Source organism: Gaiella sp., from assembly GCF_035710885.1.
Taxonomy (GTDB): Bacteria; Actinomycetota; Thermoleophilia; order Gaiellales; family Gaiellaceae; genus Gaiella.
Genome location: NZ_DASTCS010000076.1, coordinates 114,256 through 135,938, shown reverse-complemented (window position 1 = coordinate 135,938; position 21,683 = coordinate 114,256). Strand labels below are relative to the sequence as shown.

General features: G+C 71.0%; 21 protein-coding genes. 9 read left to right on the top strand and 12 right to left on the bottom strand.

Annotated elements, in window-relative coordinates; translation table 11 throughout:
* Positions 1 to 140 precede the first annotated feature (140 nt).
* Positions 141 to 821: an XRE family transcriptional regulator gene (locus VFO26_RS17555; protein WP_325116382.1), complete on the top strand. Its 681-nt coding sequence runs from the start codon at positions 141 to 143 to the stop codon at positions 819 to 821.
* 77 nt (positions 822 to 898) lie between these two features.
* Here the strand turns inward: VFO26_RS17555 and VFO26_RS17550 are convergent, their stop codons facing one another.
* Positions 899 to 1,600, bottom strand: a complete 702-nt coding sequence (locus VFO26_RS17550) for an SDR family NAD(P)-dependent oxidoreductase (protein WP_325116381.1) — start codon at positions 1,598 to 1,600, stop codon at positions 899 to 901.
* Between the two features lie 2 nt (positions 1,601 to 1,602).
* Positions 1,603 to 2,973 (bottom strand): amidohydrolase family protein, encoded by a 1,371-nt coding sequence (locus VFO26_RS17545; RefSeq protein ID WP_325116380.1) that lies wholly within the window; start codon positions 2,971 to 2,973, stop codon positions 1,603 to 1,605.
* A gap of 239 nt (positions 2,974 to 3,212) precedes the next feature.
* On the opposite strand from VFO26_RS17545, the gene VFO26_RS17540 reads away from it, so the two are divergent.
* From VFO26_RS17540 to VFO26_RS17525, 4 genes are read left to right on the top strand one after another with little or no spacing between them, the layout of a single operon-like run.
* The gene (locus VFO26_RS17540) at positions 3,213 to 4,283 is read left to right on the top strand and encodes an ABC transporter permease (protein WP_325116379.1); all 1,071 of its coding nucleotides are present in this window, start codon (positions 3,213 to 3,215) and stop codon (positions 4,281 to 4,283) included.
* 19 nt (positions 4,284 to 4,302) lie between these two features.
* On the top strand, positions 4,303 to 5,535 hold the full coding sequence (locus VFO26_RS17535) for a substrate-binding domain-containing protein (protein ID WP_325116378.1): 1,233 nt from the start codon (positions 4,303 to 4,305) through the stop codon (positions 5,533 to 5,535).
* Between the two features lie 24 nt (positions 5,536 to 5,559).
* Positions 5,560 to 7,080 (top strand): sugar ABC transporter ATP-binding protein, encoded by a 1,521-nt coding sequence (locus VFO26_RS17530; RefSeq protein WP_325116377.1) that lies wholly within the window; start codon positions 5,560 to 5,562, stop codon positions 7,078 to 7,080.
* Entirely contained in the window at positions 7,077 to 8,090 is a 1,014-nt protein-coding gene (locus VFO26_RS17525; protein ID WP_325116376.1) for an ABC transporter permease, read from the top strand. The genes VFO26_RS17530 and VFO26_RS17525 overlap by 4 nt, the downstream gene beginning before the upstream one ends.
* Positions 8,091 to 8,096: 6 nt before the next feature.
* Here VFO26_RS17525 and VFO26_RS17520 read toward each other — a convergent pair whose 3' ends face one another.
* The 8 genes from VFO26_RS17520 to VFO26_RS17485 form a co-directional block, all read right to left on the bottom strand.
* Positions 8,097 to 8,765 (bottom strand): helix-turn-helix domain-containing protein, encoded by a 669-nt coding sequence (locus VFO26_RS17520; protein ID WP_325116375.1) that lies wholly within the window; start codon positions 8,763 to 8,765, stop codon positions 8,097 to 8,099.
* Positions 8,762 to 10,096 (bottom strand): transketolase C-terminal domain-containing protein, encoded by a 1,335-nt coding sequence (locus VFO26_RS17515; protein WP_325116374.1) that lies wholly within the window; start codon positions 10,094 to 10,096, stop codon positions 8,762 to 8,764. Before VFO26_RS17515 ends, VFO26_RS17520 begins: the two co-directional genes overlap by 4 nt.
* On the bottom strand, positions 10,093 to 11,082 hold the full coding sequence (locus VFO26_RS17510) for a thiamine pyrophosphate-dependent dehydrogenase E1 component subunit alpha (protein WP_325116373.1): 990 nt from the start codon (positions 11,080 to 11,082) through the stop codon (positions 10,093 to 10,095). The genes VFO26_RS17515 and VFO26_RS17510 overlap by 4 nt, the downstream gene beginning before the upstream one ends.
* On the bottom strand, positions 11,079 to 12,023 hold the full coding sequence (locus VFO26_RS17505) for a cupin domain-containing protein (RefSeq protein ID WP_325116372.1): 945 nt from the start codon (positions 12,021 to 12,023) through the stop codon (positions 11,079 to 11,081). The genes VFO26_RS17510 and VFO26_RS17505 overlap by 4 nt, the downstream gene beginning before the upstream one ends.
* Positions 12,020 to 13,387, bottom strand: a complete 1,368-nt coding sequence (locus VFO26_RS17500; protein WP_325116371.1) for a Xaa-Pro peptidase family protein — start codon at positions 13,385 to 13,387, stop codon at positions 12,020 to 12,022. The genes VFO26_RS17505 and VFO26_RS17500 overlap by 4 nt, the downstream gene beginning before the upstream one ends.
* The gene (locus VFO26_RS17495) at positions 13,384 to 14,301 is read right to left on the bottom strand and encodes an NAD(P)-dependent oxidoreductase (RefSeq protein WP_325116370.1); all 918 of its coding nucleotides are present in this window, start codon (positions 14,299 to 14,301) and stop codon (positions 13,384 to 13,386) included. Before VFO26_RS17495 ends, VFO26_RS17500 begins: the two co-directional genes overlap by 4 nt.
* Positions 14,302 to 14,480: 179 nt before the next feature.
* Complete coding sequence (locus VFO26_RS17490) at positions 14,481 to 15,311, bottom strand: class II fructose-bisphosphate aldolase (protein WP_325116369.1); 831 nt, start codon at positions 15,309 to 15,311, stop codon at positions 14,481 to 14,483.
* Complete coding sequence (locus tag VFO26_RS17485) at positions 15,305 to 16,612, bottom strand: four-carbon acid sugar kinase family protein (protein WP_325116368.1); 1,308 nt, start codon at positions 16,610 to 16,612, stop codon at positions 15,305 to 15,307. The genes VFO26_RS17490 and VFO26_RS17485 overlap by 7 nt, the downstream gene beginning before the upstream one ends.
* A 61-nt stretch (positions 16,613 to 16,673) precedes the next feature.
* Here VFO26_RS17485 and VFO26_RS17480 point away from each other — a divergent pair, with 61 nt between their 5' ends.
* From VFO26_RS17480 to VFO26_RS17470, 3 genes are all read left to right on the top strand, one after another.
* The gene (locus tag VFO26_RS17480) at positions 16,674 to 17,582 is read left to right on the top strand and encodes a fumarylacetoacetate hydrolase family protein (protein ID WP_325116367.1); all 909 of its coding nucleotides are present in this window, start codon (positions 16,674 to 16,676) and stop codon (positions 17,580 to 17,582) included.
* A gap of 10 nt (positions 17,583 to 17,592) precedes the next feature.
* On the top strand, positions 17,593 to 18,369 hold the full coding sequence (locus VFO26_RS17475) for an SDR family oxidoreductase (protein ID WP_325116366.1): 777 nt from the start codon (positions 17,593 to 17,595) through the stop codon (positions 18,367 to 18,369).
* A 119-nt stretch (positions 18,370 to 18,488) separates the two neighbouring features.
* Entirely contained in the window at positions 18,489 to 19,181 is a 693-nt protein-coding gene (locus VFO26_RS17470) for a hypothetical protein (RefSeq protein WP_325116365.1), read from the top strand.
* A gap of 15 nt (positions 19,182 to 19,196) precedes the next feature.
* Here VFO26_RS17470 and VFO26_RS17465 read toward each other — a convergent pair whose 3' ends face one another.
* Positions 19,197 to 19,634 carry a VOC family protein gene (locus tag VFO26_RS17465; protein ID WP_325116364.1) on the bottom strand — a complete coding sequence of 146 codons (438 nt, stop codon included), beginning with the start codon at positions 19,632 to 19,634 and terminating at the stop codon, positions 19,197 to 19,199.
* Positions 19,631 to 20,389 (bottom strand): FadR/GntR family transcriptional regulator, encoded by a 759-nt coding sequence (locus VFO26_RS17460; RefSeq protein WP_325116363.1) that lies wholly within the window; start codon positions 20,387 to 20,389, stop codon positions 19,631 to 19,633. The genes VFO26_RS17465 and VFO26_RS17460 overlap by 4 nt, the downstream gene beginning before the upstream one ends.
* A gap of 65 nt (positions 20,390 to 20,454) precedes the next feature.
* On the opposite strand from VFO26_RS17460, the gene VFO26_RS17455 reads away from it, so the two are divergent.
* On the top strand, positions 20,455 to 21,666 hold the full coding sequence (locus VFO26_RS17455) for a sn-glycerol-3-phosphate ABC transporter ATP-binding protein UgpC (RefSeq protein ID WP_325116362.1): 1,212 nt from the start codon (positions 20,455 to 20,457) through the stop codon (positions 21,664 to 21,666).
* Positions 21,667 to 21,683: the final 17 nt, after the last annotated feature.

Below are 21,683 nucleotides of genomic sequence, written 5' to 3'. Positions count from 1 at the left end.
GGCTCCTCTCCGGAGCCCGGACGCCGTGTCCCGGCGCGGCTCGGCGCATTCATACCGAACGGCACGACCGTTTCCTAGCGCGAGCCGTGCGAGCCTCGCGGAACGCAGGGGCGGATCCGGGGCGGACGTATAGTGGCGCCATGGCCCGTCAGGCGAGCCGGCCCGTGGCGGCCTCGGTCGCGCGCGACGGGGACTCGTCTGCCGCGGACGTCACCGTGCCCGCCACGCTCGGCGTTCGCATCCGTCACGAGCGCCAGGCCGCGGGGCTCACGGTGCGGAAGCTCGCGGCGCGGATTCGCGTGTCGCCGAGCCTCATCTCGCAGATCGAGCGCGGGCGGGCCACACCGTCGGTCGCGACTCTGTGGGCGATCGCGACGGAGCTCGGCCTACCGATCGGCGACCTCTTCAGCGATGCGGAGGCGGCTCTCGGGACGGCCTCCTCCATGCCCGTCCAGTCACGGCAGACGCGAACCGCCATCACCCTGGCGGGAGGCGTTCGCTGGGAGCGCCTGACGCCCGGGCCCGACCACGACGTCGACTTCATCTACGTCGTCTACCCGGTCGGATCCGAGTCCTGCCCGTCGGACGCGCTCTCGCAGCACGGCGGCAAGGAGTACGGCTACGTCGTCGACGGCAGGCTCGGCGTCCAGATCGGCTTCGACGAGTACACGCTGCGGGCAGGTGACTCGATCAGCTTCGACTCGCAGCGACCGCATCGTCTGTGGGCGATCGGCAAGGAGCCCGCGGTCGCGGTCTGGACGGTCGTCAACCGCAGGGGCGACGACCGCTCGGTGTTGCTGCACGGCGAGCCGGCCGAGTAGCAGCCGCGACCCGCGGCACGAGGGACGCCGCGCCGCTCCTCCCGACCTGACTCACGTGGGCACGCGATGCGGCCGTGTCACATGCACATCCAGCCGCCGTCGACGGAGAGGTTGATGCCGTTGATCGCCTGGTTCTCGAGGAGGAAGCGCGATGCCTCGACGACCTCCGCCATGGTCACCAGGCGGCCGATCGGCGTCCGTTGCACGAGGGCCTCCCGTCGCTCCGGGGCCATGTCCACCCATTGCGGGCTGTCGCCGACGATCGCCGGGTGCAGCGCGTTCACCCGTGTCGGCGCGAGCTCGATCACGAGCGTGCGCACGAGGCTGGTGACGCCACCGTTGACGGTCGTGACGGTCGTCGACCCGGGATAGGGCCGGTCGCGCGCAAGACCGCCGAAGATCAGGATCGAGGACTCGCCGCCGAGCCGAGGCGTGAGGGCGTGGATCACCTCGGTGTAGCCGACGAGCTTGAGCGTCACGAGCCGAACGGCGCCGTCGACGTCGTACTCGCGGACCCTGTTCACGTCACGTTCGATCGCCGCGAGCACCAGGTGGTCGACGTCGCCCACGTCCTCGAGGTGCTTCCCGATCGTGTGCGGCTCCGCGAGGTCGAACCCGAGGCCACTGGTGCGACCGCCGATCTCTTTCGCGGCCGCGTCCGCGCGGGCCTGGTTCCGCCCGGTGACGATGACGTCGCGGCCGTCGTCGGCGTACGCCTTCGCGAGCTCGCGGCCCAGCCCCTGCGTGCCGCCGACGACGACGACGCTGCCTGCGGCCATGCTCAGACCGCCGCCGTCTGCTCCGCCCACTCCGGCAGGAGCCCCCCACCGGAGAGGATGTGGTCCCGCGACGCGTCGAGCCTTCGGAAGATGCTTGCGAGGTCGACGTCGAGAAGCTTGCCGTTGCGCTTCAGGGCACGCCCGGCGACGAACACCGAGTCGACGTTCGACGTGTCGGCGAAGACGACGATCGTCGCCGCGGGATCGACCATCGGGGCCGTGTTGATCGCGTTGGCGTTCAGCAGGACGATGTCCGCCTGCTTCCCCGGCTTGAGCGATCCGACCCGGTCGCCGAGCCCGCAGGTGCGGGCGCCGTCGATCGTCGCGAACTCGAGCACGTCCCGATGCGTCAGCGTCGGCGCGAACGGCTCGTCCGGCGTGTCGGTGAAGGCGCCAATCCGAGTGTGCACGAGAGCCGTACGCATCTGCGTGAACATCTCGCCCGGCACGCTGGAGACGACGTCGACGCTGAGCGACGGCCGAACGCCGCGCTCGACCAGCTTTCCCGTCGGCGGCGGCCCGTGCCCCATGAGCATCTCGACGTACGGCGCGACCGAGGCGGTCCCGCCGGTCTCGGCGATCAGGTCGAGCTCCTCGTCCGTCGAGTCCGTGCAGTGGATGTAGGTGGTGTCCGGGCCCATGATGCCCAGGTCGTGCATGTTCTTCACGTGGTTCACGTGCACCGACGCGAGCCGCATGCCGACGTGCACGGTGATCCGGATGTCGAGCTCGCGGGCGAGCCCCCAGTCGTGCTTGGCTACCTCGAAGTTCGAGTTGCCCGGCGCCCTGGCCGCGAGCGCGAGCGTCAGCAGCCCATCGTCGGAGGAGAAGTACGTCTCCTTGATCCGGCGGATGTCCGCCGGGTGCTCGAGCTCGCTGAAGCCCCACCAGTTCTCGCCCGTTCCCGTCGGGATGCCGTGCGCGTAGACCGCCCGAATCCCGGCGTCCTGGAGGCCCTGGATCGCGGCGTCCGAGTGCTCGGGCGTGTTCGAGATGTGCGACCAGTCGAGCAGCGTCGTCACGCCGCCATTCAGCGCCTCGAGGGCGCCGGCGTGGTTGGCGATGAGCACGTCCTCGGGCCGGTAGTGGCCGCCGACGTTGCCGAGCATCGCCGCGAAGTACTCGTCGAGCGTGCAACACGGCAGCACGCCGCGGACGGGCGTCTGCCAGGTGTGCCGGTGCGTGTCGACGAACCCGGGCATGACGATCATGCCCGCGGCGTCGATCTCCTCTGCTTCGGATGCCGCGAGGCCGCGTCCGATCTCGACGATCGTGCCGTCCTCGACGAGCAGATCCCCGTTCGGGATGTCGCCGACGTCGGGATCCATCGAGACGACGAAGCCGTTGCGGATCAAAAGGCGTTGCGCGCCCATGCCTCTCTTCTCCTTGGCTCGGCGTGAAATGGTGTGCGCGGTCGGCGCCGCAGCATGTGCAGCGAGCATAAACGGGCCTCGCGCGCAGAGTCAATTACGGGCCGAGGGCATCCTGCCGAGCGTTCAGCAGCGATGAACGGAAGGGCAACTTCGACCCGGTTCGTTCGGTGCTGGTTGACACTCCCGGCGGCACGTGCTCACAATGGGCCTCTGGTCGGGGCTAGGGCTGCAACGGGGCAGTGAGCGCAGACGGTCGCACCGAGGGCGGCGAACTCGGTCATGGACGTCGGCTCGCGCCGCTCGTCGCCGACGCGCTCCTCGCCGCGCGCTTCCTACCCGTCTGGATCGCAACCGCAGCGCTGATCGCCATCGCGGCGATCTTCTCGCCCGAGACGCTGCAGAACGCCTCGTGGGCGTTCGTCCTCCCCTACATGACGATCCTCGCCGTGGCGGCGCTGGGGCAGATGCTCGTGATCATGCACGCGGGAATCGACCTCTCGACCCCGGGGGTGATGTTCCTCGGAGGCAACCTGATCGTGGGGATCGGCGCCGAGTCGAACGACCGGCTGGCGCTCGCGATCGTCGCCTGTCTCGGCATGGGCGCGCTCGTCGGCCTGGCGAACGGGTTGCTCGTCGGAGTCCTGCGGCTGAACCCGCTCATCGTGACGCTCGCGGTCGGGCAGATCGTCCTCGCCTGGGGCCTTCAGTACTCGCGCGACGTCACCGCGGGCGCCAACGTGCCGGGAGCGCTCTCGTCCTGGGCCGCCGAGAAGCCCCTCGGCGTCAGCGCGGTCTTCTGGACGGGCGCCGCGATCACGATCGCCGTCACGCTCGTCCTGCGCTACACGGCTGCTGGTCGCCGTTTCCAGGCCGTGGGCGCGAACCCGCGAGCCGCCTGGATGGCCGGCGTCCACGTCCGGACGCATGTCGTGCTCGCGTACACCGCGGCGGGCCTCTTCTACGCGTTCGCGGCGGTCCTGCTGGCCGGTGTCCGGATCAGCGTCGACCCGGCCTTCGGCGCCGCCTACCTTCTCGCACCCATCGCGGCAGTCGTCATCGCCGGGGCGTCGCTCTCGGGCGGCCTCGCGAGCACGACCTCGACGTGGATCGCCGCGCTCGCGCTGACGCTGTTGACGCAGATGCTGCGGATCCTCGGACTGTCGACGGCGATGCAGTTCGTCGTGTTCGGTGCGGCGATCATCGTCGGGATGCTGGTGTCGGGGGACCGAGTGGCGGCGGTGATCAGCCGTCTCCTCCGACCACGTGCACGGAGCGGAGACCGCCACGTGGCGGTCGAAACCACGAGTTGAAACACGAAAGGAGGCAGTAATGCGGATACCGACCAAGTCGGGGTCGAGCGGCGTGCGGCTCCTCGTCGCCCCGGCGCTGGCCGCCGCGATGCTGGTTCTCGTCGCAAGCAGCCAAGGGGGCACCACCGCAGGCGGCTTCGGGGAGGTGTACGCGGCGAAGCAGGCGACCCTCAAGAAGACCCTCTTCGACGCCAAGCTCCTACCGACCAACAAGATGGCCCGCAACATCTCGCTCGCGGCCTTCGGCCGCGCCGAGAAGAGGGTGAACCAGAACCTGGCGCTCAAGTGCTGGAAGTCGAACGGCTGCAAGACCGGCACGAACGGCAAGCTCACGGTCGCCTACGTGGAAGGGTTCGGGGAGAACGTCTATCGCAACATCTCGAAGATGGAGTTCATCCTCCAGGCGCTGACCTACCCCGAGATCGGGGAGATCATCTACACGAGCGCCAAGTCGAACCCGCAGCAGGCGCTGACGGACTTCCGCGCTGCGATCGCGAAGGGCGTCGACGTCATCGTCACGTATCCGGACTTCGGAGACGCGATGTTGCCGGTCTTCAAGGAGGCGACCAGGAGAGGGATCCCGGTCGCGACGTACGCCTGGGGCTACGTGAGCAATCCCGGCAAGGACTACCTGACGGTCGTCGGCGAGGACACCTGTGCACTCGGCAAGGCCTATGCGAGGGTCATGAACACGCAGGTCAAGTCCGGGAAGATCGCCTTCCTCGGCGGCTTCCCGGGAAACCCGCTCTCGCTCGGCTGGCAGAACTGCGAGAAGCCGGCGCTCAACAAGAACATCGAGGTCGTCGCCACGGAGGCGACGAACTGGGATCCGTCCAAGGTCCAGGAGGTCGTCGCGGGCATCCTCGCGAGGCATCCCGACATCAAGGGGTGGAGCTACGAGTACGGCCTCGGCATGGCACAGGGCGCGTTCGCGGCGTACAAGGCCGCCGGTATCCCGTTCAACGCCGTCCTGACCCTGCGGACCGACGACGTGGGCATGGGCTGCGCGGCGAAGCAGCTCAAGAACCCGAACCTGAAGGTCTACTACTACACGGGAGGGAACTCGCAGATCCGGGTCGCCTTGACGGCGGCGATGATGAAGCTGAAGGGGGCGAAGATCCCGCCGAAGATCGTGTTCCCGATCCAGCTGCAGAACGAGACCAGGCGCTCCCAGTGCGTCACGGGCTATCCGCAGGAGGCCTCGGCGACGTCACTGGTGCCTCTCCCCCTGATCAAGCGGATGTACCCCTAGGAGGTAGCGCAGGTAGCAAGACCCATGTCGACTCCCGGGCCCGACGGCCCCATCGTGCTCTCCCTTCGCGGCGTGTCGAAGGCGTTCGGAGCCGTCCAGGCCCTCCGTGACGTCAGCTTCGACTGCCGCGCCGGCGAGATCCACGCGCTCGTCGGGGAGAACGGGTCCGGGAAGTCGACGCTGCTCGGGATCGCGAGCGGCTTCCTCGCTCCGGACGAGGGAATCCTCGAGATCGGCGGCCGCCGACGGCGTCGGGGCTCCCCGGCCGAGGCGCGCCGCTCCGGTCTCGGGATCGCCTACCAGACGTACTCCCACGTGCTCGACCTGTCGGTCGCAGAGAACCTCTATCTCGCACTGCCGAGAAACCTGCGGCCCGCCTTCGGCCGCATGCAGTCGTGGGCAGCGACCAAGCTCGACGCGTTCGGGCTCGATGTCTCGCCTGCGGTGGTCGTAGGGACGCTGTCGCTCGCGCAGCGCCAGCTCCTGGAGGTGGTCAAGGCCTTGCTCATCGAGCCCAGGGTGCTGCTCCTGGACGAGCCCACGACGGCGCTCGGCCCGGACGAGGTCGCCCAGCTGCACGCGCTCGTGCTCGAGCGTAGCCGGGCGGGGGTCGGCGTCGTCTACGTCAGCCACCGCCTGCCGGAGGTGCTCGGGATCGCCGACCGGATCACCGTGCTGCGCGACGGCGTCGGCCAGGGAACCTACGGCGCGGCAGGCATGTCGGAGGACTCCCTCGTCGCTCTCATGATCGGGCGGCCGCTCACGCTCGCGTTCCCCGAGCGCGACGCGGACGACCGCCCCGCCGAGATCCTCCTGCACGTCGCGGGGCTCAGCGGAGACCGCTTCGGCCCCATCGACCTCGCCGTCGCGAAGGGCGAGATCCTGGGGATCGCCGGCGCGGAGGGCAACGGCCAGACGCAGCTTCTCCGCGCGCTCGCCGGCGTCGAGCCCAAGACAGGGACGGCGTCCTGCAACGGCCACCGGCTCGACACCAGGTCCCCGCTCGCCGCGCTCCGCGCCGGCGTCGTGCTGCTCAGCGGGGACCGTGCCCGGGAGTCGCTCTTCCCCGTGCTGAGCGTCCGTGCCAACACGACCATCCAGGTCCTGGGTCGGTTCGGGCGGCTCGGGCTCCTGAGCAGGCGACACGAGCGGCGCACCGTCGACGACCTCGCGCGCCGCCTGCGTATCCGGATGGCCTCGAGGGAGCAGCCGGTGCAGTCGCTCTCGGGGGGCAACCAGCAGAAGGTGTCCCTGACCCGGCCCTTCCTGCGCGGCGACGTCAGGGTGATCCTCGCCGAGGAGCCCACACAGGGGGTCGACGTCGGCGCACGCTTCGACATCTACGAGGCGCTGCGTGCGAAGGCGAGCGAGGGCGTCGCCGTCGTCGTCAAGTCGAGCGACCCCATCGAGCTCGCCGGGCTGTGCGACCGCGTCGTCGTGATGTCGCGCGGGAGGATCGTCGACGAGATCCAGGGGGGCGACCTCGGCGAGCGGCGCATCGTCGAGGCGATCGTCGGCTCGGGCGTCGCACGGGCGCGCGCGTGAACGGCGTGCTCCGGTTTCGCGGGTGGATGCCCTTGGCGCTGCTGACGGCGCTGATCCTCGGGCTCGGCGCGTTCGCGACCGTGAGGCAGGACGCGTTCCTCACCGAGTACAACATCCAGAACCTCCTCCTCACGACGTTGCCGCTGGCGCTCGTCGCGATCGGTCAGACGAATGCGCTGCTCGTCGGCGGCTTCGACGTGTCGGTCGCGGCGCTGATGACGCTCTGCGTCGTCACCGCGTCGTACACCATGCAGGAGGGGGACACGTGGCCGATGCTGCTCGTCGGCGCGCTCGCGCTCCTCGGGCTGGGCCTCGCCACCGGTGTCTTCAACGCCACGCTGATCCACGTTCTCCGCCTGCCGTCGATCATCGCCACCCTCGGCACGCTCAGCATCCTCGCCGGCGCGTCGCTCCTCTTGCGCGATCACCCGGAGGGCTTCATCTCGAGCGACCTGATCGAGGTGCTGACGACCAGTGTCGGCTTCCTCCCGGTCGCGTTCGTCGGCGTCGTCGTGCTCGCAGTGCTCGCGGACGTGTGGCTGTACCGCACGCGCACGGGGCTCGCGTTGCGGTCGGTCGGCCTCGACGAGACGTCGTCGCGCCGGCTCGGGATGGGGACGGGACGCACGATCTTCCTGGCGTTCGTGGTCTGCTCGGTGATGGCCTCGATCGCGGGCTTCTACTCGGCAGCCCAGGTTCAGATCGGCTCGCCCATCATCGGCAACTACGCGCTCGAGAGCATCGCCGCGGCCGTCCTCGGCGGGGCGAGCCTCGCGGGCGGGCGGGGATCGTTCGTGGGGGCGTTGCTCGCCGCGCTGTTCCTCGCGCTGATCGGGAACGTCCTGCCGCTGTTCCAGCAGCCGACGGAGTACGCGCAGATGACGATCGGCGGTCTGATCCTGCTGGCGCTCGTCCTCTACCAGAGCCCGGAGCTCCTGTCCCGCCTCCGCTCGAGCTGGGGCGGGGTCGGGCGGCTCGGGACGCGTCGAGGAGACGCTCCCGCAGGCTGACGCCGCCTATTCCGGCTCGTCCTCCGAGGGCTCAGTCGTTCGCGCCCGTGGATCCGCGGCGCGGCCGATGACCACCCAGATCGCGCGGGCCGGCTCGTCGCCGATCGTCCACAGGCGATGCGGGGACGACGAGTCGAAGGCGATCGAGCCGCCGGGGCCCAGCTCGTACTCGTCGAAGCCGACCCGTACGCCGAGCGTCCCGCTGATCACGTAGCCGTACTCCTTGCCGCCGTGGGTCATCAGCGCGTCCTCGGGGCACGACTCGGCGTCGATCGGATAGGCGACGTGGAGGAACTCGACCTCGCGGTCCGAGTGCGCCGTCAGCCGCTCCCAGCGCACCCCGGACGCCAGGTTGATCACGCTGCGGGTCTCGGCTCGCTCTGCCAGTCCGTCGCCTCCGCCCAGAGGACGCACGACGCGCTCGCCCGCAGGCGAGTCCCCGAAGACGTCGCTCATCGTCATCCCGAGCTCGGTGACGAGGGAGTAGAGGGTGCTGACCGAGGGGTTGACGCGGTCGAGCTCGATCTGCGAGACGAGGCTCGGCGAGACGCCGACGCGCCGCGCCAGCTCGCGAAGGCTGATGCCGACGCGCTCCCGCTGCGCGCGCAGGCGGCTCCCGACCTTCGAGCCCTCGAAGCTGCGATCGGCGGGCGCGGACTGCGCAGTGTCGCTCATGGAGAGGTCTTCGACCGCACGCGTTGCAGGACCTCCGCCGCGATCCGCTTCGGCCCCGGCAGGTGGGCGTCCTCGAGCGGCGGGCTGTAGGGAATCGGCGTGTTCGGAGTCGCGATGCGCCAGGCGTCGTCGAGGTCGCTCAGGCCGTGCTCGGCGACCAACGCCAGCATCTCCCCGGCCCAGCCGCCGGTGAGCGGGCCCTCCTCGACGATCGCGACCCGGTTCGTCTTCGCGACCGAGCCCAGGACGGTCTCGAGGTCGATCGGGCGCAGCGTGCGCAGATCGACCACCTCCGCGTCGATGCCGTGGTCGGCGGCGAGCGTCTCGGCGGCGGCCTGGCAGTCGTGCACGCCCTTCATCGCCGTCACCAACGTGAGGTCCCGGCCCTCGCGCGCCACCCGGGCGCGACCGATGGGGACGACCTCGTCGCCCCCGACCTCGCCCTTGAGCGTGTACAGCCGCTTGTGCTCGAGAAACACGACGGGGTTCTCGTCCCGGATCGCCGCCTTCAGAAGCCCCTTCGCGTCCGCGGGGGTCGCGGGCGCGACGATCTTCAGGCCGGTGATGCCCGTCAGCCAGGAGACCGGCATCTGCGAGTGGATCGCGCCGAAGCGCCCTCCTGCGCCCACGACGGAGCGGATCACGAGCGGGACGCTCTGCCTGCCGCCGGTCAGGAACCAGTACTTCGTCGCCTGGTTGATGAGCGTGTCCATCGACAGCGCGAGAAAGTCCCCGAACATGATCTCGAGCACCGGTCGCTTGCCCGTGATCGCGGCCCCGTAGGCGGCGCCGGTCATCGCGAGCTCGGAGATCGGCGTGTCGAACACCCGGTCGGGCCCGTGCGTCTCCTGCAGGCCGGGCGTGACGGCGAACACGCCCCCGGCGACCGCGACGTCCTCTCCGAACAGGAACACGCGCTCGTCGGCAGCGAGCTCCTCGTCGAGGGCCTGGAGCACCGCCTCGCGGAACTCGAGCTCGACCGTCCCTTTGCCCTTCGCTCCCGACGAGGGGGTCTGGGCGGCACCGGCCGGGGCGGCAGGAGGGGGCGTCGGGGTCGCCCCGTGTGCCCCGTCGACACGGATCCGGGCGATCACTGCGCCGAGCGCGGCCGTGGCCCCCTCGTCGACGACGATCTCCTCGAGCACGCCCTCGATCTCGGACTCGTAGACCATCGTCGCCTTGTCGGTCTCGACCTCGACGAGCCCCTCACCGCGCGCGACGTCGTCCCCCGGCCGCTTGAGCCAGGAGAGGATCGTGGCCTCTTCCATCGAGTCGGACAGCCGGGGCATGCCGATCTCGACGACGCGCTCGGCGCTCGTGGACGTGCTCACGTCCGGCCGTCGTTGAACTCGGGGATCGACACGGCGGCCGGGAACGGCGCCGCGAGAGCTGCTGCCTCGATCCGGTCGAGCTCCGTCTCCACGCTCTCCGTGACCTCCTTCAGCTCGTCGGCGCCCATGCCGAGCTCGTCACGCAGGAACGACTCGGTGACGACGAGCGGGTCGCGCTCGCGCCAGCGGTCGAGCTCGCCCTCCGGCCGGTACTTGCCGGGGTCGCTGCGCGAGTGACCCACGAAGCGGTAGGTGCGGGCTTCGACGAACTCGGGCCCACCGCCGGCGCGGACGCGCTCGAGGATCTGGGCCCCAGCGGCCCGGACGGCCAGGACGTCCATGCCGTCGAGCTCCGTCGTCGGCAGCTGCAACGCCGCCGCCCGGGGAACGATGCCGCCGGGCGTGACGGCCTCGAACGGCGTGTACTCGCCGTAGCCGTTGTTCTCGCACACGAAGACGACCGGAAGCTCGAAGACCTTGGCGAAGTTGAGGCACTCGAAGAAGTAGGCCTGGTTCGTGGTCCCGTCGCCGAAGTACGCGACCGCGACCGCACCCGTCCCGCGGAGCGAGAGCCCGGCGCCGGTGGCTGCGGCGATGCTGCCGCCGACGATGCCGTAGCAGCCGAGGACGCCGTGCTCCGGGTCGACGACGTTCATGGAGCCGGCGAGACCGCCGTTGACGCCCGTCTCGCGGCCGAGCAGCTCTGCGAGCAGGGCCTCGGGGTCGGTACCCATCGCGAGCAGGTGGCCGTGGCCGCGATACGTGCACGCGACCCGGTCGTCCGGCCCGAGCAGGCTGGCGATGCCGACCGCGATCGCCTCCTGCCCCGAGTAGAGGTGCGTCGTCCCGTAGACCTCGCCGCGCAGGAACAGGCTCTGCACCCGGTCCTCGAAGCCGCGGATGAGGAGCATCCGACGGTAGAGCTGCGCGTACAGGCCGACGTCCTCGATGGCGCCGGCCACCCGTTCGTCGCTGACGCGGCTCACGTCGCGCCCACGCTCGTGTCGGAGGCCAGTCGTTCGGCGAGGTAGTCCCAGTCACGCTCGTGCCGGTAGGAGTGGCGCGCCGGCGGCCCGGGGGCCGACGTCTCCAGCCATCGCACCCGGCCGCCCCTCGTCTCGTAGAACGCATGCACGCAGCCGGTCCCCGTCCAGAAGGCATCGCCCGGACGAAGCGTGTACCGATCGCCGTTCGCGACGACGTCGACCTCACCGTCGAGCATGTAGTACGACTCCTCGAACGGGTGATCGTGGGGGTTTGCGCACGCTCCCGGCTGGTAGTCCACCATGAACATCGTGTGGAGCTGGGCGTCGAGGCGCTGGTCGACGAGCATCTTCACGGCGATCCCGCTGTAGGCGAGGACGGCGGTCGCCATGCTCCCCGACACGGTCGGCGCCCCCATCGCCTGGCCGGACTTGAGGCGGTCGAGGTCCATCTCTCCGTCCGTGAGCAGGAACAGGTTGTGGTTCCGGGGGTCGCGGGCGTCGAGAGGGATCGCCTCGGATTCGGGCGCGCGGCCGAGGAAGAAGGTGTCGCTCCGGTCGACGCGCGGCCGGGGCGCAGCCATCTCGATCCACAGTGCGCGCTCCTCGCAACGAAAGGCGTGGGGCGCCCCGACGGGTATCGAGCCGCATGCGGCCGGCCGGAGCCTCACGCCCCGCCCTTCCAGGTACAGCACCGGCTCCCCCTCGAGCACGTAGAAGCTCGTCTCGAATGAGTGCACGTGCTCGTCCACGTGGCCCGCGACGAGGGAGACGAGCGTCAGCGCCATATGGGTCGAGCCGAGCGTGCCGTCGACGAGTCGGCACGCGGTCAACCCCTCCGAGCGGCCCGGAAGCGCTTCGGCGAGCTCGACGTCCTCCCGGCGAACGAGCCGGTAGCCGGGCCGACCGTCCGCGAGCTCCCGCGTGCCGGTCTCGCCCGTCACCGGGAGACGCCGGCCGGCTCGACGACGGCGGAGGATGCGACAGCGGCGGCGATGCCCGGGGCGCCGTCCGTCCGGACGTCGCCGGCGCTCCCGACGAGATCCGCGCCGCGCACGTACGTCCGCCCTGCGACCAGCAGCTCCTCGGCGGGGAAGCGCGTGATCACGTCGCAGCCGGTCGCGGTCACGACCACCTCCTCCTCGATCCGCGCCGCGGACCGGCCGTCGGTCGCGGCGCAGTACGTCTCGAGCGCGAACACCATCCCCTCTTCGAGCTCCACCGGAGCGTCGAGGGAGTGGACGCGAGAGATCATCGGGGACTCGTAGAGGCCGACGCCGATTCCATGGCCGAATTGAAGGCCGAAGCAGGTCTCCTCGTCGGGGAAGCCGAGCTCCTCGGCGGTGGGCCAGACCGCCGCGATCCGGTCCGTGGTCATACCCGGCCGAACGAGCTCGATCGCCGCATCGAGCCACTCGCGGCACTGCTTGTACGCGTCGAGCTGCGCGTGATTGACACCGCCGACGTTGAACGTGCGGTAGTAGCACGTCCGGTAGCCCATGAACGAGTGGATGATGTCGAAGAAGGCCTGATCGCCCGGTCGCAGGAGCCGGTCGGAGAAGACGTGGGGGTGCGGGTTGCAGCGGTCGCCGGAGACGGCGTTCACCGCCTCGACCTGCTCCGATCCCATCTCGAACAGCAGCTGGTGCGCGCGAGCGACGATCTCGTGCTCGTAGACGCCGGGGCGCAGCATCCGGTAGATCTCCTCGTAGACGGCGTCGACGAGCCCGGCCGACTGGTCGAGGAGCGCGATCTCCTCCGCCGTCTTGATCCTGCGCGCGTCGAGGAGCACCTGCGAGCCGTCGGTGACGCGGAGACCGGCGCGCTGCAGCGCCTCGATCGTGACGAGGTCCGCCATGTCCACCCCGAGCGGCTCGTCGTGGAGGCCGAGCTCGCGCAGCTCGGCGGCGATCTTCGCTGCGAGCCGGTCCGGGATGCCCGTCTCGACGGGCATCGCCCCGCGCATCGGCGCAACACCGGCGCGGAAGCTCTCCTCCGGCAGCCACGGCGCGAAGAGCCGGTGATGGCGGGCCGCCGATCCGAAGTCCCACAGGATCGGGTCGGCGCCGCGCGAGAGCAGCGTGAATCGTGCGTTCTTGTCGCGCGCCCATTCGCCGATGTGCGTGCTCGTCACGTACCGGATGTTGTTCGGGTCGAACAGGAGCACCGCCCCGAGCTCGGAGCTCCCGAGCGACGCCTTCGCACGGTCGAGGCGCTCCTTGCGCAGCCGCGGAAAATCGATGCGCTGCTCCCAGTCCACCGCGCGTGTCGCATCGGGGGAGCCGACGGTCCTCGCTTGCGTGCTCACCGCACCACCTCCTGTTCGGGCTGCTCGCTCACGCTCGCGGGCGGCGCCGCCACCTCGTCCAGGCCGGAGGCCTTTCGCAGGTGGAGGAAGAGCGCGATGAAATCGTCGTCTGCGTAACCGGCCTCGATCGCCGCTCGAAGGTGTCGCTTCATCTCCCTGGCGATCGGAAGAGCCACACCTGCCTCGTCGGCCGCGTCGAGCACGAGGTCGATGTCCTTCTCCATCAGCGCCGTGGTGAACGTCGCGGAGAAGTCGTCGCGCAGGAGCGGCTCCGTCTTGTACTTGACGAACGGCGCGCCTGCCGCCGAGCTCCCCATCACGTCGAGGAGCGCCGCGCGTGAGACGCCGGCGCTCTCTCCGAGCACGAGGGCCTCCGCCATCAGCTGAGCCAGCCCGGCGATCATCGAGTTGATCGCGAGCTTCACGATCCGGGCCTGCTCTCCGTCCCCGACGTGGTGGACGGTCGGTCCGATCGCCCGTAGGACGGGCTCGACTCGCTCGAGCGTCTCCTGTGCGCCCGAGACGATGAAGGTCAGGTTCCCCGCTCGCACGACTGCCGGATTGCCGCTCACGGGTGCGCGCAGGTACTCGACGGCCGCCGCTCCCGCGAGCGATCCGACCCGGGCCGACACGCCCGGCGAGACGGTGCTCACGTCGACCAGGACGCTGCGCGGCCGCGCCGAGGCGACCACGTCCGCCGCAACGGCTTCCAACGCGTCGTCGTCGGCGAGTGAGGTGAGGATCACGTCGACCTGCCCGGCGAGGTCGCGGGGTGTCGACGCTACGACAGCACCCCGCACCTCGAGAGCCGCCGACTTCCCTCGCGTCCGATTGGTCACGAGGAGGGGATACCCGGCCTCGAGGAGGCGCTCCGCGATCGCGGTGCCCATGTTGCCGAGACCGATCAACCCCACGGTGAGGCGAGGGTCGTGAGAGGCGCGCACTGTCCAGTAGGAATAAACGAAGCGCCGCGGCGGGTCAAGCGATCTCGGAGCAGTGACCGGCTCGGCCGCGGACATACAGCCTCTCTGTACAGCCGTACGACACGCATCGGGCGGTGGCGGCCCCTCGCAGTCCCGCCGGGTTCCACCCGTCAGCCCGCGAGCACGGACAGCTTGGCCGTCACCGCCTGGGCGACGCCGTCGACCAGCCCGGCCCCGAGCTCGAGGAGGCGGAGGCCGTCGCGCGCGCCAGGCAGCCCTGCTTCCAGCTGCGCCAGGTAGCGCTCGCGTAGCTCGGTGTTCACGTTGACCTTGCAGACGCCGAGCGAGATGGCACGGCGGACGTCGACGTCCGGGATCCCGGAGGCGCCGTGGAGAGAGAGCGGGACGTCGACGCGGTCGTCGACGGCGCGCAGTCGGTCCCAGTCGAGCTCCGGTGGGCGCGCGTACTTCCCGTGGACGTTCCCGATGGAGACCGCCAGGCAGTCGCAACCCGTCTCGGCGACGAAGCGGGCCGCTTCGTCGGGGTCCGTCAGCGCGCCCGCCTCGGCCGCCGCCGCGACGTCCTCGCCTCCCTCGATGTGGCCGAGCTCGGCCTCGACGCCTGCCTCCGGGGCACGCGCGCGAACCCCGGCGACGAACGCGGCGTTGTCGCTCGTCGGGAGCTTCGATCCGTCCGCCATCACGGCGCCGGCCCCCGCCGCGAGTGCCGCGTCGATCAGCTCGACATCGTCGACGTGGTCGAGCTGGACCAGTGCGGGGACGCGCGCCTCGTCGGCGACGGCCACGAGGGCCGGGAGGAGCAGCCGGCCCCAGGAGGACCGGAACGAGCCCTCGGAGGCGAGCAGCAGCACCGGGTCTCCGCGCGCCTCGGCCGCACGGACGACGGCGATCGCCGTCGTCACGTCGTAACACGTGAACGCCCCTACCGCCGCCCCGGCGGCGCGACGCTCCTCGAGGATCTCGCGAAAGGGCGTCAGCACGCGGCGGATCCTGACACGGCGTCGACGAGCCGCGCGAGCTGGTCGTCGCCGCCGACGTTCCCCGGCACGACCAGGTAGTCGAGCTCGCCGCCGTCGGGCCGACGGGCGCTCCAGAGCGAGACGCCCGGCGCGACCGGGCCGACGACGTCGGCCTCCGCGGCCCCGACGCCGTCGCGCAGCGTCACCGCCGCGGTGATCCCGCCCTTCGCCACGACCGTCGACGGGATGGGGCTGACTGCGGCTACGACCCGGGCGAGGCCGGCGGCGATCCGCTCCCCCGCGTCGAGGCCCGTCGTCCCTGCCGGTCGCTCGCGGGGGGTCGCAAGCACTGCGAGCCGATCCGCAGCCAGGCGACGCGAGACCTCCTTCGCCAGCACGGCGACCTCGGAGGACGGCTCGTCACCCGCGAGCGCGACGACGTCCGCCTCGACGAGCGATCCCGGCCGGGCGGCGAGCAGCTGCGAGAGCTGCCGGGTCGACTGCGGCACGTACGAGCCACAGACGACGAGGACGCCGTCCCGGGCCGAAGGCGGCGGGACGAGCCCCGGCGCGGTGGATCCGGCGAGCACCCCGACGAAGGTCGGGGCGCAGCGCACGATCACCAGGGCTCGGTCGGCGGTCGCGGCTCGGTACCCCTCGGCGACGATCTCGAGGTCGTCCGGCGTCTCGGCGTCGGGCGCGAGCACCGCCGGGGCGCCAGAGGCGGAGAGAGCGAGCAGCGCGTCCGTCACCGCGGCAGGGCCACGCGAGCGCAGCACGTCGAGGTGCAGCTCCCGCCCGGCGACTGCCCGGAAGAGCCCATCCGACCGCTCCTCCGCCCACTCGAGCAGCCGCGCGCTCGAGTACGCGAACACGCCGTCGCGCGCGTACTCGGTCTGGTGCAGCGGCGTGCGCCGCCCGTCCCGGTCGAAGAGGTGGACGCCGCCGATCGTCACCCGCCCGGCCGAGGGGAGCGCGGGCACGAGCAGGAGCACGGGCCGACCGGAGGGCGCTACGACGTCGCGGACGCCGAGGTACTCCTCCAGCAGGTGACCGCGCAGGGTGCTGTCGCCCCGCAGCACGACTGTGGCGTCGGGTGCTCCCTCCAGCGCGGCACGGGCGGCGTCGGCGACGAACGGGCGGACGCGCTCCGCGGGCAGGGCGCGCGTGTTCGTGATCAGGTGGACGGACGGTCGGCCCGCGAGCGCCGCCCGGACACGTTCCGGATCCCACGCGAGCAGCACGCGGATCCCGGCCAGCGTCTGCACGCCGGTGGGGTCGTCGTCGAGGACGACGAGCGGCTCGCGCGCGGCGCTCGGCACCGCGCCATCCTACTGTCATACAGGTTAGGCTCCCTCCCCACGCACGGACGGAAGGAGAGGCATGCGCATCGTGCAGTACGAGAGCCGGGGCGTCCTCGGCTGCGGCGTCGAGGCCGGCGGGCAGGTTCACCCGACCGGCTACCCCGACACGCTGGCGCTGATCCGCGACGGCGAGCGCGGCCTCGAGGCCGCAGCCACGGCCGTCCAGAGCGCCGAGCCCGTGGCGGTCGACCGCCTCCTCGCCCCGCTCACGAGCCCGGGGAAGATCTTCGGCTCCGGCGTCAACTACGCGAGCCATGGTGACGAGGAGCCGGGCTTCGTGTTCCCCGACGAGAAGGTGATCGTCGGCTTCATCAAGCTCGCGAGCTCGATCGTCGGGCCGGGCGCGGAGATCGTGATTCCCCCCAACGACGACGTGATCCGCCGCGTCCCGGGCGATACGGCGGGGCCGCTGCGCGAGCACGGCTTTGCGGTCGACTACGAGGTCGAGCTCGGCGTGATCCTCGGTACGCGGGCGAAGAACGTCACCGCCGAGGACGCGCTCGACCACGTGTTCGGCTACACCGTCATCAACGACGTGGGCTCCCGCTCCGTGCAGTTCCACAACGGACAGGTCGACCTCGGCAAGAACTTCGACACCTTCTGCCCGATGGGCCCGTGCATCGTCACCCGCGACGAGCTGCCGCACTGGGAGGCGATCCGGATCCAGTCCCATGTCAACGGAGAGCTGCGCCAGGACACGCTGGCCGGCGAGCAGCTGGGCCCGCCGCCCGCCGCGATCGAGTGGCTCTCCTCCGTGATCACGCTCGAGCCCGGCGACATTCTCTCCACCGGCACGCCCGCCGGCTGCGGGACGTTCATGGACCCGCCGCGGTTCCTCCAGCCCGGCGACACGGTCACCGTGTCGGCGAGCGGGATCGGCGAGCTCACGAACCCCGTCGTGCTGGGCACCGCGCGGACCCGCGCGTGACCGACGTGGGATGAGCGGCCGGGAAGGGCACGTCGCGCTCGTCACCGGGGCCGGGACGGGCATCGGGGCCGCGACCGCGCGCCTGCTCGCCGAGCGCGGGATGCACGTCGCGCTCGCCGGACGAAGGCGTGAGCTCCTGGACGAGACGGCGCGCGCGGTGGAGGCGGCCGGCACGAGGGCGCTCGTCCTCGCCGGTGACCTCGGCGACTCTGCCGTTCCGAAGCGGCTCGTCGAGGAGACCGTGCAGGCGCTCGGCCGCCTCGACGTGTTGGTCAACAACGCCGCGACGATCGCCGTCGGGCCGCTGGACGCGTTCACTCTGGAGCAGATCGACCGCCACCTGGCGGTCAACACGCGCGCCCCTCTGTTGCTCACGCAGGAGGCGGTGCCGCCGCTCGCAGCCTCTCCCGACGGGGCGATCGTCAACGTCTCGTCGTCCGTCGGCAGCATCGTCAAGCCGGGCAACGGCCTCTACGGGATGACGAAGGCGGCGGTGGAGTACCTCACGCGCGCCTCGGCCTACGAGCTCGCCGACCGGCGGATCCGGGTCAACGCCATCGCACCCGGGCCGGTGGAGACGCCCATCCACGAGGTGTGGGCCGACGACCTCGCAGCGGCCTACGCCGACCTCTCGCGGCGCATCCCACTCGGCCGGATGGCGGTCTCGGAGGAGATCGCCGTCTGGGTCTGGACGCTCGTCGACCCCGACACCGCGTGGACCACCGGCAACGTGATCCACGTCGACGGCGGCCAGGTGCTCGGGCTGCCGCCCGACGCGGGAGGCTGATCGCGGCCGGCCCTCTCCTCGTCGGCCTCGCCGTCGGTGCCATCGCCGTCGCGCTCCTCGGGACGGGATGTGATCACGGCGAGGACGACGTACCGGCGCCACCGCCGGCGAGCGGCCCGGTGATCGAGACGGAGCGCGGCACAGCCACGCCGTACGGGACGGGCGCCGAGCAGGTATGGGTGCTCCGTCCGACGGCCGGGGAGGCGAAGAGCGTCGTCGTCTACTTGCACGGCTATGGGGCCTACCTGCCCTTCGCATGGCACCTGCGCTGGATGGACCACCTGCTCGAGAAGGGGAGCATCGTGCTCTTCCCCCGCTACCAGCCCGGGCTCGACGACCCGTTCGTCCTGACCCCCTTCGATCTCGCGGAGGGCCTCCGCACCGGATTCGACGCGATCGAATACGAGGGTGAGCCCGTCGTCGCAGCGGGATTCTCGCTCGGCGCGGCGCTGGCCGTGATCTACGCCGCCCGCGCGGAGGAGTGGGGCGTCCCGCCGCCACGAAGCGTCTACTCGATCTTCCCGGTCGACCCGGTGCTCGTCGACATCGAGCTCGACCTGTCGACGATCGAGGAGACGAGCGTGCTGCTGCTGGTCGGCGACCACGACGAGGTCGTCGGCCAGGACGGGGCGCGCGAGATCCTGAGGGGGCTGGTACGCCTTCCACCGTCGTCGAAGCGCATCCGCGTCATCCGCACGACCGGCGACCTCTTCGCCGACCACGAGGCGCCGACGGCAATCCACGACCCCATCGTGCGCGAGACGTTCTGGACGCCGCTCGACCGGCTCGTCGAGGCGTCACGCGAGGACTGACCCGGCAGCGGCCGCTCAGCGGGCGAGCCAGCCGGGTGCGCCCTCGACGTCGAGCGCCCGGTCGAACTCCGTGCACTCGATGCGGACGCCGTTCCCGCCGCTCGTCGCCACGAACCCCGACACGCGGCCGCGTCCGGTCCCGAGCATCCCCGCGCTCCCGTCGTCGCTCAGCGCCGCGACGGCGTCGGCGACGTCGTCGACGCCGAAGCAGATGTGGTGCAGGCCCTCGCCGTGCTCCTGGAGCCACTTCGCGAGGTCGGAGCCTTCCTCGAGCGGCTCGACGAGCTGGACGAACGCGTTGCCCGCGTCGAGGTACGTCAGCCGGACGTGCGGAGACGGGATCTCCTCGCTCGAGTGGACGGCGAGACCGAGGTGGTCACGGTAGAAGCGCAGAGCGTCGTCCGTGCTGTGCACCAGCACCGCCACGTGGTCCAGGCGGCGAAGCACGCTCACTCGGCGCCGGCGCCTTCTTCCGGAGCCAGGTTCTCGCGCCACCAGGCGGCGACCCCCTCCAGGTGGGCGGCCATCGCCACACGCGCGGTCGCCGGGTCGCCCGCGCCGACGGCGTCCAGGATCGCCTGGTGCTGGGAGAGCGTCATCGGCGTCGAGCCGGAGCCCAGGTTGAGCCGGCGGATGTCGATCAGGGCCGAGCCGATCGAGTCCATCAGCACCAGGAAGAGCACGTTGTGGGTCGCGAGCGCGATCCTGCGGTGGAACTCGAGGTCGTCGCGCGCCGCCGACTCGACGTCGCCGGACTCCTCGACCATCTGCGCGTGGATCTCGGCCAGGCGCGCCACGTCCTCGGGCGTGGCACGCTCGGCCGCCAGGCCGGCGAGGTGCACCTCGAGCAGCGAGCGCACCTCGTGCACCTTCTCGAAGTCGATGTCGCCCCCACGCAGGAACAGGGACATGGACTCGCGCACCGAATCGGCGTCCACCGCAGCGACACGGAGCCCGCTGCCGGAGCGCACCTCGATCACGCCCTTCGCGACGAGTGCCCGCACCGCCTCGCGCACGACGGTCCGCGAGACGCCGAACTGCTCGCCGAGCTCGCGCTCGGAGGGGAGGCGGTCGCCGACGTTGAGCCTGTTCGAGAGGATCGTCTCGAGCATCATCTCGGCGACCTTGTCGGAGAGCCGAGGCTCCCGCGCGACCGCCGCGAACAGCGCTGGATCGTCCGCAGACGGTGCAGTGCCGGCCCCGCTCATGTTCCGATCATACGGCATGCCGCTCGACCTGGACGACTGGTACGCCGTCGTATAGGTTCGGGTCCGTGGCCCGGGTCAGCTTCGATCAGGTCCGCAAGGTCTACGGCGACGACACGGTCGCGGTGCAGGACCTCTCCCTCGAGATCCCCGACGGGGAGCTGATCGTGCTCGTGGGCCCCTCCGGGTGCGGCAAGACGACCGCGCTTCGCATGGTGGCGGGGCTCGAGGTGATCACGGAGGGCGAGATCCGGATCGGCGACAGGGTCGTCAACGGCCTCCCGCCGCGGGACCGCGACGTGGCCATGGTCTTCCAGAACTACGCGCTCTACCCCCACAAGACGGTGTACGAGAACCTCTCGTTCCCGCTCAAGCTGCGCAAGCTGAGCCGGAGGGACATCGACGACCGCGTGCGGCGGATCGCCAGGGTGCTCGAGCTCGAAGAGCAGCTCCCGCGCAAGCCCGGCCAGCTCTCGGGCGGGCAGCGCCAGCGGGTGGCGATGGGCCGGGCGATGATCCGCGAGCCGTACGCGTACCTGATGGACGAGCCCCTCTCGAACCTCGATGCGAAGCTGCGGACGCAGATGCGCGCCGAGATCGGGCTGCTCCACAAGGAGCTCGGCGTGACGACGATCTACGTCACCCACGACCAGGTCGAGGCGATGACGCTCGGCGAGCGCGTCGCGGTGATGCGCAGGGGCGAGCTGCAGCAGGTCGCGGCGCCCCAGGAGCTCTACAACCGCCCGGCGAACCTCTTCGTGGCCGGGTTCATCGGCAGCCCGGCGATGAACTTCTTCCTCGGCCGGGTGTCGGAGGAGGCCGACGGGATCTGGGTGTCGTTCGGCGACGGGCAGCGGCTCGAGGTCGACGAGCACGAGCGCTCGCTCGCCCCCGCGCTCTCCGGGATGGACGGCAAGGGGCTGATCGTCGGCGTTCGTCCGGAGCACCTCCAGGACGCGGCGCTCGTCTCCGGCGCTCCGGCGAACCGGCGCCTCAAGGGACTCGTCAAGCTGCGCGAGCTGCTCGGCTCCGAGGTGGTCGTGCACTTCGAGGTGCAGGCGGCCCCCGTCGTCACCGACGCGGTGCTCGAGATCGCCGAGGACGTCGACGAGAGCGCGTTGAGCGAGCTCGACCACCGCCGGCAGGAGCGGCGCACGCATTTCGTCGGCCGTTTCGGTGTCGACTCGCCCTCGAAGGACGGAGAGACCGCGGAGATCGCCGTCGCGGCCGGCGCGCTCCGGTTCTTCGACCTCGAATCGGGGGCCCGGCTCGCCGCCTGACCCCCAACCGAACGGGC

Excerpts from the sequence above, each read along its gene's own strand:
- VFO26_RS17555 (WP_325116382.1), top strand. The coding sequence starts at position 141 with ATGGCCCGTCAGGCGAGCCGGCCCGTGGCGGCCTCGGTCGCGCGCGAC.
- VFO26_RS17550 (WP_325116381.1), bottom strand. The coding sequence starts at position 1,600 with ATGGCCGCAGGCAGCGTCGTCGTCGTCGGCGGCACGCAGGGGCTGGGC.
- VFO26_RS17545 (WP_325116380.1), bottom strand. The coding sequence starts at position 2,973 with ATGGGCGCGCAACGCCTTTTGATCCGCAACGGCTTCGTCGTCTCGATG.
- VFO26_RS17535 (WP_325116378.1), top strand. The coding sequence starts at position 4,303 with ATGCGGATACCGACCAAGTCGGGGTCGAGCGGCGTGCGGCTCCTCGTC.
- VFO26_RS17530 (WP_325116377.1), top strand. The coding sequence starts at position 5,560 with ATGTCGACTCCCGGGCCCGACGGCCCCATCGTGCTCTCCCTTCGCGGC.
- VFO26_RS17520 (WP_325116375.1), bottom strand. The coding sequence starts at position 8,765 with ATGAGCGACACTGCGCAGTCCGCGCCCGCCGATCGCAGCTTCGAGGGC.
- VFO26_RS17480 (WP_325116367.1), top strand. The coding sequence starts at position 16,674 with ATGCGCATCGTGCAGTACGAGAGCCGGGGCGTCCTCGGCTGCGGCGTC.
- VFO26_RS17475 (WP_325116366.1), top strand. The coding sequence starts at position 17,593 with ATGAGCGGCCGGGAAGGGCACGTCGCGCTCGTCACCGGGGCCGGGACG.
- VFO26_RS17460 (WP_325116363.1), bottom strand. The coding sequence starts at position 20,389 with ATGAGCGGGGCCGGCACTGCACCGTCTGCGGACGATCCAGCGCTGTTC.